Below are 13,258 nucleotides of genomic sequence, written 5' to 3'. Positions count from 1 at the left end.
CGATGCCGAAACTGGTGGATCACGAGGAGCGGCGGGCCCACATCGTCGACGCCCTGCTGCGCGCGGCGGCGGCCACCGGACTGCACGCCGTCACCATGAGGTCGGTCGCGGTCGAGGCGGGCGTCTCGGTGCGGCTCGTGCAGTACTACTTCGACACCAAGGAACAGCTCCTGCTCGCGGCGATGACCCGGCTGGCCGTGCGCATGGGCGAGCGGGTCCGCGACCGGGCCAGGGCGGCCGGGCCCTCCCCGGCCCCGCGCGACATCGTCGAGGCGGTCCTGCTCGAAGCCGTGCCGACTGACGAGGAGAGCCGGACCTTCCACCTCGTGTACACCGAGTACGCGGTGCTCTCCGTCACCGACCCCGCACTCGCCGGCCCGTCGTTCCTCGCGGCGCCCAACGAGATGGAGGACTTCCTGGCCGACCGGCTGACCGCCGCCCAACGGGCCGGCGACACCGACCCGCACCTGGACGCCCGGCAGGAGGCCGTCGTCCTGCTGGCCGTCTCCGCCGGACTCGGCCTCAGTGTGCTGCTCGGCCGGCGGACGGCGGCCGAAGCGACCGCCGTCCTGCACTACCACCTCGGCCGGGTCTTCCCCGGCGCGGCGGCCGCCTGACCGTGCCGGGGTCAGCCGGTCAGCCGGTCGGCGGCCTCGTCCTCGCTGAGGGCGTCGATCTCGGCGATCAGCAGCTCCTCGACGCGGGCGGCGAGGGCGGCCGCCGTGGTGAGTTCGAAGGCGTCGCGGATCGGGACGTCCAGCCCGGCGCCGGCGCGGATCCGGGCGACGACCCTCGTCACCAGGAGCGAGTCCCCGCCGAGCTCGAAGAAGTCGTCGAGGACGCCGATCCGGGGGCGGCCCAGGACTTCCTGCCAGAGGTCGGTGACGAAGTGCTCCGCGTCGGTGCGGGGAGCGAGGTAGGCGTGGGCGGCGACGGGCTCCGGTTCGGGGAGGGCGGCGGTGTCCAGCTTGCCGTTCAGCGTCAGCGGCAGGCGGTCGAGCAGGACGACGGTGTCCGGGACGGCGTACGCGGGCAGCCGACGGGCGAGGTGCTCGCGCAGGGCGGCCGGGGCCGGGGCGGCACCGGCGGCGGGGACGGCGTAGGCGACCAGCCGGCGGCCGCCGAGAACGACGGCGGCGGCCCGGGCGATGTCGGGACGGACGGTCAGGGCGGCCTCGATCTCGGCCGGTTCGATCCGGTACCCGCGCAGCTTGACCTGCTCGTCGGTGCGGCCCAGGTACTCCAGCCGGCCGTCGGTGCGCCACCGGGCCCGGTCGCCGGTGCGGTAGAGCCGGCCCCCGGCGAACGCGTCCGGACGGAACACGGCGTCGGTGAGGTCGGGGCGGCCGAGGTAGCCGCGGGCGAGGCTGGCGCCGCCGATCGACAGCTCGCCCTCCGCGCCGCGCGGCAGCAGGGCGCCGCGCTCGTCCAGCACGTACAGCCGCACGCCGGGCAGCGGCCGGCCGAGCGGCGGGCGCCGGGCGGCGTCCGGGGCGCCGAGGTCGGCCGCGGTGACGATGACGGTGGCCTCCGTCGGGCCGTAGGTGTTGACCAGCCGGACGGTGTCGCCGTGCCGGTCCCGCCAGCGGGCGACGGCCTCGGAGCGGGCCTCGGAGCCGCCGAGCACCACGAGCCGCAGGGCGGCCGGCCACGGCGTCCGGTCGTCGAGCGAGACCAGCTCCTCCCAGTAGGCGGTCGGCAGGTCGAGCACCGTGACGGAGGGGCCGTGCCGGCCGCGGAGCAGGTCGGGCAGCGTCCGGCCGCCGCCGGGGAGCAGCACCACGCAGGCGCCGGCGGCCAGCGCGGGCCAGAGCTCCTCGGCGTGGGTGTCGAAGCCGATCGAGGCGAACTGGACGATGCGGTCGCCCGGCGCCAGCCGGTAGCCGTCCGGCCCGGCCATCCAGTCGACCCGGGCGGCGAGCGCCTCGTGGCCGACGGCCACCGCCTTGGGCGTACCCGTCGAGCCGGAGGTGTGCAGGACGTAGGCGAGGCCGGCCCGGTCGTCGCCGGGCGAGGGATCGGCGGCCGGGACGATCCGCAGGCCCTCACCCTCGCCCTCGCCCCCGCCCTCGCCCTCGCCTCCGCTCACGTCGTCGTCGCCGACCTGGCCGGTGCCGTCGCCGCCGTCGGCGTCGTCGGCCCGGTCGGTCAGCAGCAGGACGGCGCCCGACTCGCGGAGCATCAGCCGGCGCCGCTCCGCCGGGTGGGCCGGGTCGAGCGGCAGGTAGCCGGCGCCGGCCTTCCAGACCGCCAGCAGCGCCACCACCAGGTCGAAGGACGGTGCCAGCCGCACCGCCACCAGCTGCCCGGCCACCGGGCCCAGCCGGCCGGCCAGTTCGGTGGAGAGCCGGTCCAGTTCGGCGTAGGACAGGGTGCGTCCGTCACACTCCAGCGCCGGGGCGGCGGGCGTCCCGGCGGCCTGCGCCGCGAACCGCGCCAGGACGGGCGGCGCGGCCGCGGCGGGCACCGGGCCGGAGCCCAGCGCCAGCAGCTCGGCCCGCTCCGCCGCCCCGATCAGCCAGTCGCCGTGCAGCGGCAGCCCGGGGTCGGCCACGACGGCGGTGAGCAGGGCCCGGCAGCGGGCGCCGAGCGCGACCACGGTGGCCTCGTCGAGGAGTTCACGGTCGAAGGAGAAGGAGAGCGTCAGCCCGCCGTCGGGGGTGCGCCAGCTGTCCAGCAGCAGATCGGTCTTGGCGCGTTCGAAGCCGGAGTCCATCGAGCTGGTGCGGACGCCGTCCGGCAGCTCCTGGCCGCCGCTGCCGTCGGCCAGGTCGTACTGGCTCTGGTGGACGAACACCGCCTGGTAGAGCGGTGCCGACCCGGCCTCGGCGGGCAGGCCCAGGTGCGCGGCGAGCCGCTCGACCGGCACGTCCTGGTGGCTCAGTGCGCCCAGCGTGGCGGCCCGGGTGCGGTGCAGGACGGTCCGGAAGTCCGGCTCGCCGGTGAGGTCGGCGCGGATGATCCCGGTCCGGGCGAAGTAGCCGACCAGGCCCTCCTGGGCGGCCTCCGTCCGGCCCGCCAGCGGGGTGCCGACCAGGAAGTCGGTGGTGCCCGTCCACCGGGCCAGCACGCACTGGTAGGCGGCCAGCAGCACCATGAACGGGGTGCAGCGCTCCCGCCGGGACAACCCGTCCAGGGCAGCGGTCAGTTCGGGCCCGAGCGCCACCTCGGCGAAGCCCGCGGGGTGCGCCGGCTCCACGGGCCGGGGGTGGTCGAGCGGCAGCCGCAGCCGCCCGGTGCCGGCCAGCCGTTCCGCCCAGTACCGGAAGGACGCCTCGGCGCCGCCGGCGGCCGCGCGCTCCTGCTCGGCGCGGGCGACGTCGCCGTAGCGCAGCGCGAGCGGCGCCAGGCCGGCCGGCGCCCCGCCGGTCTCCGCCCGGTACAGCGCGAGCAGTTCGCGCCAGAGGATCCGGAACGACCAGCCGTCCGCGACGATGTGGTGCATCACCACGGCGAGGGCGTGCTCGTCCGGGCCCGAGGAGACCAGGACGGCGCGCAGCGGCGGGCGCCGCGCGAGGTCGAACGGCGCGTTCACCGCCGGGCGGCAGGCGTCGGTGAAGTCCTGCTCGGAGGCGCCGGGCGCCAGCTCGACGACGTCGAGCGGGACGGCGGCGGGCGGCTCGACCAGCTGGACGGGCGTCTCGCCGTCCAGGGCGAAGCGGGTGCGCAGCGTCTCGTGCCGGGCGGCCAGCCCGGACAGTGCGGCGCGCAGCGCGCCCCGGTCGAGCGGGCCGCTCCAGCGGCGGCACAGGTACATGTTGAAGCCGGCGTCGGCGGGCTGGAGCTGCTGGAGGAACCAGAGCCGCCGCTGCTCCTCGGTGAGCGGGTGGGTGGCCTCGGTGCCGCGGGCGGGCTGGGTCGGGTCGGCGGTGGTCATCGGAGGGCGGCCTCGGTTCCGGTTCGGTGCTCGGCGGTGGTGGCAGTGGCAGGGGCGGTGGTGTCCGTGGCGCCGGCGACGGCGGTGGTGTCCGTGGTGCCGGCGGTGGTGGCGGCGGGCGTGGCGGCGGTCCCGCCGGTGCCGGGTGCCGCGGGCGTGGCGGCGCGCGCCCCGAGCGCGGCGAGGCCGACCAGGTCGTCGGGCTCCGCGTCGGGGACGTCGCGGTCGAAGTGGCGCAGCGCCGGGACGGCCAGGCAGGCCAGCACCAGCAGCGCCATGGCGAGCCCGAACAGCAGGTAGAGCAGGCCGATGCCGCGCCCCTCGCCGGTGCCGATCAGGCGCCCGACGGAGTCGGCCAGCGCCCCGCCCTCGTCCACCCACGGCTGGACCAGCCGGGGCCCGAACGGGGCCACCACGGCGAAACCGAGCGGCAGGGTGGACCAGGCGACCATGGTGTTCACCGCGATCACCCGGCCGTGGAACCGCAGCGGCACCTTGGTCTGCACGATCGTCGCGTAGACGCCGTTGACCAGCGCCAGCCCGTACGCCATGCCGAAGGCGCCGAGCGCCACCGGGCCGACCGACGGGCGCAGCCCCGTCACCAGGCAGGCGGCGGCCAGCCCGAGGGTCGCCAGCAGCACCCCGCGCAGCCGCAGCCGCCGCGGCCCGCCCCAGACGAGCAGCGTCAGGCCGCCCAGTACGGCGCCGAGGCCGGCCGCGACGGAGACCCAGCCGGCCGCCGCGAGCGGGGCGAAGGAGAGCACCAGCGGGGTGGTGAGCAGGAACAGCGGGGAGAGGAAGATGTTCAGGACGGCGAAGAACAGCAGCATCGCGCGGAAGTGCCGGCTGCCGAGCGCGCGTCGGAACCCGGCCCTGATCTCGACGGCGACGCTCTCCCGCCGGCGGGCGGCCATCACGTCCGGGAACCGCACGGCCAGCGTGACCCCGGTCGCCACCACGTAGCTGGCGACGTCCAGGGCGAGGATGCCGCCGAGCCCGAGCGCCGACAGCAGGCCCACCGCGAACAGCGGTACCAGGAACTGGCCCAGCCCGAAGGCCATCTGGACGACGCCGTTGGCCCGGCCGAGGAACCGCTTCGGGACGAGCTGCGGCACGGCCGAGTTCCAGGCCAGCCGCTGGAAGGTCAGCGCCGTGGAGAGCACCGCGATCAGCACGTAGGCGTGCCACACCTCCAGAGTGCCGGTCAGGTACAGCAGCAGCATCACCGCCTGGGTGAGGCCGGCCGCGACGTCGCCGCCGAGCATGATCCGGCGCCGGTCGCCGCGGTCCACCAGGGCGCCGGCGACCGGCGCGGTGAGGATGCCGGGTACCAGGCCGCAGGCGGCCAGCAGGCCGAACTGGGCGAGCGAGCCGGTGCTCAGGTAGATCCAGACCGGCAGGGCGAACTCGGTGAGCGCGGAGCCGATCATCGAGATCTGCTGCCCGGCGGCGACCCCGAGGAAGCGCCGCATGGTCGGGCGCACCGGGGGCGGGCCGTCCGGGGCCGGCTGCGCACCGGCGCCGCGGGAGAGCCCGGCCAGCCACCAGGTGGCGCCCTCGGTGCGGTGGTGCCGCTCCTCCTCGCCGGCCGCGACCGAGCGGTGCACGGTGGTGAGGACGGCGGCCAGCTCCGCGGCCCGGTACTTGAGGTAGAAGTGCCCGGCCTCGTCGAGCACGACGACTCCGGTGGTGTCGCTGAGCCGGTGCCACTCGCGGAACCGCTCCTGGTAGAACTCGGTGGCCGGATCCCGGTCGCCGCAGACGGCGATGACCGGCGCGGCGATCCGGCCGTCCTCGCTCTCGAACAGCCGGGTGAAGTACCGTTCGGCCTCCTTGGTGCCGACCCGACGGTTGCGGACCATCAGCCGCAGCTGATCGGTGCCGACCTCGTCGGTGTCCAGGCCGGCCGCCGCCAGGGCGTTGATCATGCCCTGGTCGCTGCGCAGCCGGTCGGCGGTCTGCGCCCACCACTCGCCGACGGCCGCGCCGCGCCCGGCGGGCCGGGCGAACGGGAAGATGCCGCCGAGGTGGACGGCGTCGATCTCGCGCCCGGCCGCCTCGACCCGGCGGGCGATCTCGACCGCGAGCCGCACCCCCACGCCGCAGTGGCCGTAGAGGACGATCCGGCCCTCGACGGTGTCGACGATCTCCCGGGCGCAGATCGCGGCCACCTCGTCGATGTCCATCGCCTCCTCGCCCAGCTCGTGGCCGGGCACGCCGACCGAGTGCAGGGCCCAGTCGGCGGGCAGCGCGTCGGCGAGCGGCTTGTAGATCAGCGCGCTGCCGCCGCCGTACGGGGTGCAGACGATACTGCCGGTGGTCCGCCGGCCGGCCGGGGTGAGCCGGTGCAGTAGCCGGCGCGGGCCGCGGTCGGCGTGCGGGTCGGTGAGCAGGCCGGCGAGGCGGCGCACGGTGGGGTACTTGAAGAGGTCCATCACCCCGACGGGGGCTGGGAGTTCGGGGAAGGCCCGGCGCAGCCTGGCGACCACCTGGGTGGCGAGCAGCGAGTGGCCGCCGAGCTCGAAGAAGTCGTCCTGGGCACCGACCCGGGGGACGTCCAGCAGGTCGGCCCAGAGCGTGGCGAGGAACTGCTCGGCCTCGCCCTCCGGTTCGACGTACTCGCCGGCCGCGACGGTGTCCTCCGGCTCGGGCAGTGCCGCGCGGTCCACCTTGCCGTGGGCCAGCAGGGGCAGCCGGTCGAGCACCACGTAGCGGGCCGGGACCATGTAGTCGGGCAGCACCTCGGCGAGTGTGTCGCGCAGCTCCGCGGCGGCGGGCGCCGGGCCGTCACCGGGGTGTTCCAGGTAGGCGACCAGGGTCTGCCGCAGCCCCTCGCCGCGGGCCAGCACCAGGGCCTGGGTGACTCCGGGCAGCGCGGTGAGGGCGGCCTCGATCTCGCCGGGCTCCACCCGGTAGCCGCGTACCTTGATCTGGTCGTCGGCGCGGCCCAGGTAGTCGAGAGTGCCGTCGGGCCGCCAGCGGGCGAGGTCGCCGGTGCGGTAGAGGCGGTCGCCGGGCGCGCCGAAGGGGTCGTCGAGAAACCGTTCGGCGGTGAGGTCGGGGCGGCCCAGGTAGCCGCGGGCGAGGCGGTCGCCGCCGAGGTGGAGCTCACCGGTGACGCCCGGCGGCACCGGCTGGAGCGCCTCGTCCAGCACGTGGCAGCGGGCGCCGGCGAGCGGGGTGCCGATGGGGGTGCTGCCGGGCCCGGCGTCCGCGGCGGTGACCTCGTGGACGGTGACGCCGACGGTGGCCTCGGTCGGGCCGTAGTGGTTGAAGACGGCGCAGCGGCCGAGGGCGGCCAGCTCGGCGGCCCAGGCCAGCGCGGACGCCTCGCCGCCGAGCACGAGGGCGCGGCGGGGCAGCAGCCGCTCCGGCGGCGCGTCGGCGCTCAACGCGGCCAGGTGGGACGGGGTCATCTTGAGGTAGTCGAGCTCCAGCGTCTCGATCTGCTCGGCGAGTTCGGCGCCCGCGATCCGGCGCGGCAGCAGGTGGACGCGGCCGCCGGTGCTCAGGGCGAGGTAGAGCATGGTGAGGCTGAAGTCGAAGGCGAGCGACTGCAGCAGCCCGTAGCCGGCGCCGGGTTCGATCCGCAGCCGTTCCCGCACGCCGGCCAGGTAGTTGAGGATCTGGCGGTGCTGGACGGCGACGCCCTTGGGGGTGCCGGTGGAGCCCGAGGTGTAGATGACGTAGGCGAGGTGGTCGGCGCCGGAGGCCTCCGGCAGCTGGTCCGCGTCGGTCTCCGGGGGGCCGGGCTCGACGGCGCCGGTGCCGGCCGGGTCGGGGTCGAGCAGCAGGACCGCTCCGGTGTGACCGGGGAGGCGCTCGCGCAGCACCGGGTCGGTGATCAGGACCTGCACCCCGGCGTCGGCGAGCAGGTGGCCGAGCCGCGCGGGCGGCTGCTCCGGGTCGAGCGGGAGGTAGGCGCCGCCGGCCTTGAGCACGCCGACCAGCGCGACCGCGAGGTCGGGCGACTGCTCCAGGCAGACCGCCACCCGGTCGTCCGGGCGGACGCCGAGCGCGCGCAGCCGGCGGGCCAGGGCGGTGGCCCGCTGCTCCAGCTCGCGGTAGCGGACGGTGCGCTCACCGGCGACCAGCGCCGGGCGGTCCGGGTGGGCGCGCGCGGCGTCGGCGAGCAGGGCGGTGAGGGTACGCGGGCCGGCCGCCGGGTCGGGCAGGGCGGGGCCGGCGGCCCAGTGTTCCAGCACGTCCTGGCGTTCGCCGGGGGTGAGCAGCGGCAGCCGGGAGACGGGGCGGGCCGGATCGGCGACGGCGGCGGCCACCAGCAGTTCGAAGCGCTCCACCAGCCGTCGCACGGTGGCGGCGTCGAACAGGTCGGTGCGGTAGGTGAGCAGGCCGTACAGGCCGCCGTCGGTCTTCTCCCGCATGTAGAGGGCGAGGTCGGTGCGGGTGGTGGCGGTCTCGTGGCCGAAGCTCTCGCCGGCCAGCGCGCCGGGCCCGGGCCCGGCGCCGCGGTCACCGTAGTTCTGGAAGGCGAAGCTGACCTGGAAGACGGCGGACCGGCTGACGTCGCGTTCGATCTCCAGGTCGGCCACCATCTGCTCGAACGGCACCTCCTGGTGGGTGTACGCGTCGAGGGTGGTTCCGCGGACCCTGCCGAGCAGCTCGGTGAAGGTCGGGTCGCCGTCCAGCCGGGCCCGGATCGGCAGCATGTTGACGAACAGGCCGACGACGTCCTCCAGTTCGCGGTGGAGCCGGCCGGCGACCGCGGAGCCGATCGCGAAGTCCCGCCGCCCGGCGTGCCGGCCGAGCAGCGTCTGCAGGGCCGCCATCAGCACCATGTACGCGGAGGCGTTCGCGCCGCGGGCCAGGTCGGCGACGCCGCGGCCGAGCCCGGCGTCCCAGTGGAACTCCAGGGCGGCGCCGTCGAAGGTGAGCACCGGCGGGCGGGGCCGGTCGGTGGGCAGGTCCAGTGCGGGGACGCCCCGCAGCGCCTCGCGCCAGTACGCGCGGGAGTCGGCCAGTGCGCCGCCGGTCAGCCGCTCGCGCTGCCAGCACGCGTAGTCGCCGAAGCGGACCGCCGGCGCCGCCAGCCCGTCCGGGGTGCCGTGGGCGTGCCGGGCGTACAGCGCGTCGAGCTCGCGGTGCAGGATGTCGAGTGACCAGCCGTCGCTGACGATGTGGTGCATGACCAGGGCGAGGACGTGCTCCTCGGGCGCGGTGCGGACGAGCAGGGCGCGCAGCAGCGGTCCGGCGGCGAGGTCGAACGGTTCGCCGACCAGGGCGCCCAGCTCGGCGGAGGCGCGGCGGGCCGGGTCCGGCTCACCGGTGGCGTCGAGGTAGCGGGCCGAGAAGGGAGCGGGCTCGGCGACCCGGACGTCCGCGGTGCCCTCGGGGGTGCTCGGGAAGGTCATCCGCAGGGCCTCGTGCCGGGCGACCAGGTCGGTCAGGGCGGCGTCGAGCGCGTCCCGGTCGAGCGGGCCGCGCAGCCGGCGGGCCGGTGCGAGGGCGTAGGCGGTGGAGCCCGGGGCGAACTGGTCCATGAACCAGAGCCGTTCCTGGCCGGAGGAGAGCGGCGGCGGCGTCCCGGGCGGTCGGGCGGGGACGGTTCTGGCGGGGGCCGCGGCGGTGCGCAGGCGCTGGGAGAGCAGGGCGCGCTTGGTCGCGGAGAGCCCGGCCGCAGGGGCCTGGATGTCGGTCATCGGTGTTCCATTCGGCGCACGTCGGGGGCGGCGGTGCCGTCGGGCGGGGTTCGCCGCGGGTGGGGAGGGGCGGCGCGGGGGAGTCGCGCCGCCCCGGGAGTCAGCGCCGGGCGCGGACGGCGTCCGCGATCCCGGCCGGGGTGGGCGTCGCGAAGAAGACGTCGAAGTCGAGCTCGACGCCGAGCAGGTCGCGGATCCTGGCCGTGATCTGGATGATCGTCAGGGAGTGCCCGCCGAGGTCGAAGAGGTCCTCGTCGGGGCCGAGGCCGGGCAGGCCGAGCACCTGGGCCCAGACGTCGAGGACGGTGCCCAGCACCTCGTCCCGGCCCTCGTCGCCGGCTCCTGCGGCAGTGCGGTCCTCGGCGGTGGCGGCGGGTACCGGCGGGACGGGCAGTGCACGGCGGTCGAGTTTGCCGTTGGGGGTCAGCGGCAGCCGGTCGAGCACCAGGAACCGCTGGGGGACCGCGGCGGCCGGCAGCACGCGCTGGAGGTGGGCCCGCAGGTCGGCGGGCTCCGGAGCGGGAGCGCCGGGCGCGGGGACGAGGTAACCGGCCACGAACGGCTCGCCGTCGCCCTCCTGGTGGACCGCGGCCGCGGCGCCGCCGACCGCCGGGTGCTCCAGCAGCGCCGACTCGATCTCGCCGAGCTCGATCCGGTGGCCGCGGACCTTGACCTGGTCGTCCAGCCGGCCCAGGAAGTCCAGCTCGCCGTCGGCGGTCCAGGCGGCGAGGTCGCCGGTGCGGTAGAGCCGGTCGCCGGCCGCCCCGAACGGGTCGGCGACGAAGCGCTCGGCGGTCAGCTCCGGGCGGCCCAGGTACCCCTCGGCGACGCCGTCGCCGCCGAGGTACAGCTCGCCCGGCACGCCGACGGGCAGCGGTCGGCGGGCCGGATCGAGCACGTAGGCGCGGGTGTTGGCGATCGGCCGGCCGATCCGGACGGCCTCCGGCCCGGGCGGGATCTCGGCGCAGGTGGACCAGACGGTGGTCTCGGTGGGCCCGTAGACGTTGAGCAGCCGGGTGGTCTGCGCCCGCAGCTCGCGGGCGAGCGGCAGTGGCAGCGCCTCGCCGCCGACCAGCGCCGTCAGGCCGGGCGGCAGCGGGCCGGCGCCGAGCAGCACCCGCCAGCCGGAGGGGGTGGCCTGGGCGTGCGTCACGCCCTCGCGGGCGATCAGCGCGCGCAGGCCCGGCCCGTCCACGGCGAGGCCGTCGGGGGCGAGGACCAGCCGGCCGCCGGTGACCAGCGGCAGCAGCAGTTCGAGGGCGGAGATGTCGAAGGAGAGCGAGGTGAGGCCGAGCCAGACGTCCCGCGGCCCGGAGCCGAGCCGGTCGGCGAAGGCGGACAGCAGGTTGACCAGGGCGCGGTGGCCGATCCGGACGCCCTTGGGGCGGCCGGTGGAGCCGGAGGTGTAGAGCACGTACGCGAGCGGGCCGGGGCCGTCGTCGACGAGCGGCACCGCCGCCGGTATCGGCGCCGGTATCGGCGCCGTGGCCGGAGCGGCCGGGTCCGCGGGCAGCCGGAGCAGCGCCGGCGCGGCGGCCGCCACCTCGGGGGCCGGCTCGCGGTCGGCGAGCAGCAGGGCGGCGCCGGAGTCGGCGAGGACGAAGGCGAGCCGCTCGGCCGGGTAGCCGGGGTCGAGCGGCAGGTAGCCGGCCCCGACGGCGTGCACCGCGAGCAGGGCGGCGGGCAGGGCGGTGGTGCGGCCCAGGTGCAGGCCGACCACGTCACCGCGGCGGACGCCGGCCGCCCGCAGGGCGCCGGCGAGCTCGTCCACCCGTTGCAGCAACTCCCGGTAGCCGAGCTGCTGTTCGCCGGCCACCACGGCGGTGGCGTCCGGTGCGGCCGCCGCCCGTTCGCGGACCAGGTCGAGCACCGTCCGCTCGGCGGGGTAGGCGTGGGCGGTGTCGTTCCACCCGGTCGTGACGAGCCGCTCCTCGGCCTCGTCGAGCAGCGGCAGCTCGGCCAGCGGCGTCCCGGGGGCGGCCGCCGCGGCGGCCAGCAGGGTGCGGAGGTGGCCGGCGATCCGGCCGGCGGCGGGCGGGGTGAGCACGGCCGGGTCGTACTGGAGCGAGAACGCGATCCACGGGCCGCTCTCGACCGCCTGGAGGTGCAGGGTGTTGCGGGCCGCGCCGGGGAAGACCGTCCAGCTCACCCGCGTCTCGGAGCCGGGGAAGACCGGATCGGCGGTGGTGCGCCGGCGGTAGCCGAAGGAGACCGGGGCGAGGCCGGCCCGCGGGGTGAGCCCGGGCACGGCCGCGCCGAACGGGACGGTGCGGTGGGCGGCGCAGTGGCGGGCCTCGGCGCGGACCGCCAGGGCGTACTGCGCGAACGGCGTCTCCCCGCCGACGCCCGGGGGTGCGTGCACGGGCAGCTCGTTGACGAACAGGCCGATCTCGGTGCGCTGCTCCGGGCGGCGGGTGGCGAAGGGCACGGCGACCGGGACGGCCTCGCCGCCGTAGCGGTGCAGCAGGGCGTGCAGCCCGGCGAGCAGGAACTCGAAGACGGTGACGCCGCACTCCCGCGCGGCGTCGGTGAGGGCGGTGCGGGCGGGGCCGAAGAGCCGCCACTGGACGGTCTCGCCGGGGCCGGGACCGGTGGTGGCGCGCGGGGTGCCGGGCAGGACCGGATCGGTGGCCGCGGCCCACCGGGGGCGGTGGAACTCGGCTGCCCGGGCGGCGAGTTCGGCCTCGTCGGGTGCGGGGCCGTCGGGTGCGGGGCCGTCGGGTGCGGGGCCGGTGGGCGAAGCGGCGGGCTCGGGGCCGTCGGGCGACGCGTCCGGCCCGGCGGCGCAGCCGGCGTAGGCGGCGGCCAGGTCGGCGGCCAGCACGTCCTTGGAGTGGCCGTCGAACACGGCGTGGTGGGCCACCACCAGCAGGTCGGCCGCCCCGCCGGGCCCCCGGTACAGCGTGAACCGGGCGAGCGGCCCGGTGGCGAGGTCGAAGGGCAGCGCGATCTCCTCGGCCCGCCGCTTGGCGAGGGCCTCGTAGTCGTCGACGGTGGTCTCGACCACGGTGAGCGCGGGCGGGCGCCCGGCGGGCACCTGGTGCACCCGGCCGTCGCGTTCGACCAGGGCCGAGGCCAGCGCGGGGTGGCGCTCGACGGTCGCGGAGACCGCCCGGGCCAGGGCGGTGGCGTCGATCCGGTCGAAGGAGAACCGGAGGGCGAGGTGGAAGGCCTCGGGGTGCTGGGTCTGCCGGCCGGTCAGCCAGATCCCGTGCTGGGCGGGGGAGGCGGGGCGGCCGGCGTCCGCCGGGGTGCTCGCGGGTCTCCCGGGCTGCTCCGGGGTGGCGGCGGCGGCCGCGGCGGGGGAGTCGGACATGCGGGGCTCGATTCGGGAGTCGGTGACGGAGCTGCGGTGCGTCCGTCCGCGCGGCGGCCGTGGCGACGGCCGGCGGGCCGACGGCGCGGCTGCCGCGCGGTGTCCGGCCCGTCCCCCGGGCCGGTCGGCAGGCCGCTGCGGCAAGGCCCGCCCGACTCCCAGGTTCCCCCCTGATGCGTCAGGCGCTCCGATCCCTCCCCCCGTGGAAAGATCATTGGCCTGGACCTGGCGAGAGGTTCGCACAGACCACATGCGCCGTCAAGGGTTGTTCACGACCCGGTGGCGGGCACCCGACGGTTCGTCAACTGTGCCCGCTGTCCGGGTCGCTGGAGCGGTGCCGGGAGGGCGGGCGGGGCAGGCCGCCAAACCGGTCAAGTTGTCTGTACAGCTCTGGGTCCATTGCCT

At 76.9% G+C, this 13,258-nt stretch carries 4 protein-coding genes; 1 reads left to right on the top strand and 3 read right to left on the bottom strand.

The window, feature by feature from the left end:
- Positions 1-2: 2 nt before the first annotated feature.
- On the top strand, positions 3-617 hold the full coding sequence (locus OH807_RS04230) for a TetR/AcrR family transcriptional regulator (RefSeq protein ID WP_406194020.1): 615 nt from the start codon (positions 3-5) through the stop codon (positions 615-617).
- Positions 618-628: 11 nt separating this feature from the next.
- Here OH807_RS04230 and OH807_RS04225 read toward each other — a convergent pair whose 3' ends face one another.
- From OH807_RS04225 to OH807_RS04215, 3 genes are all read right to left on the bottom strand, one after another.
- Positions 629-3,877 (bottom strand): amino acid adenylation domain-containing protein, encoded by a 3,249-nt coding sequence (locus OH807_RS04225; protein ID WP_406194018.1) that lies wholly within the window; start codon positions 3,875-3,877, stop codon positions 629-631.
- Complete coding sequence (locus OH807_RS04220; protein WP_406194016.1) at positions 3,874-9,537, bottom strand: amino acid adenylation domain-containing protein; 5,664 nt, start codon at positions 9,535-9,537, stop codon at positions 3,874-3,876. The genes OH807_RS04225 and OH807_RS04220 overlap by 4 nt, the downstream gene beginning before the upstream one ends.
- Positions 9,538-9,637: 100 nt before the next feature.
- Positions 9,638-12,853: a non-ribosomal peptide synthetase gene (locus OH807_RS04215; protein WP_406194014.1), complete on the bottom strand. Its 3,216-nt coding sequence runs from the start codon at positions 12,851-12,853 to the stop codon at positions 9,638-9,640.
- Positions 12,854-13,258: the final 405 nt, after the last annotated feature.

The sequence above is a fragment of the Kitasatospora sp. NBC_01560 genome (genome assembly GCF_045208415.1).
GTDB lineage: Bacteria > Actinomycetota > Actinomycetes > Streptomycetales > Streptomycetaceae > Kitasatospora.
This window is presented reverse-complemented; position numbering and strand designations above follow the sequence as displayed.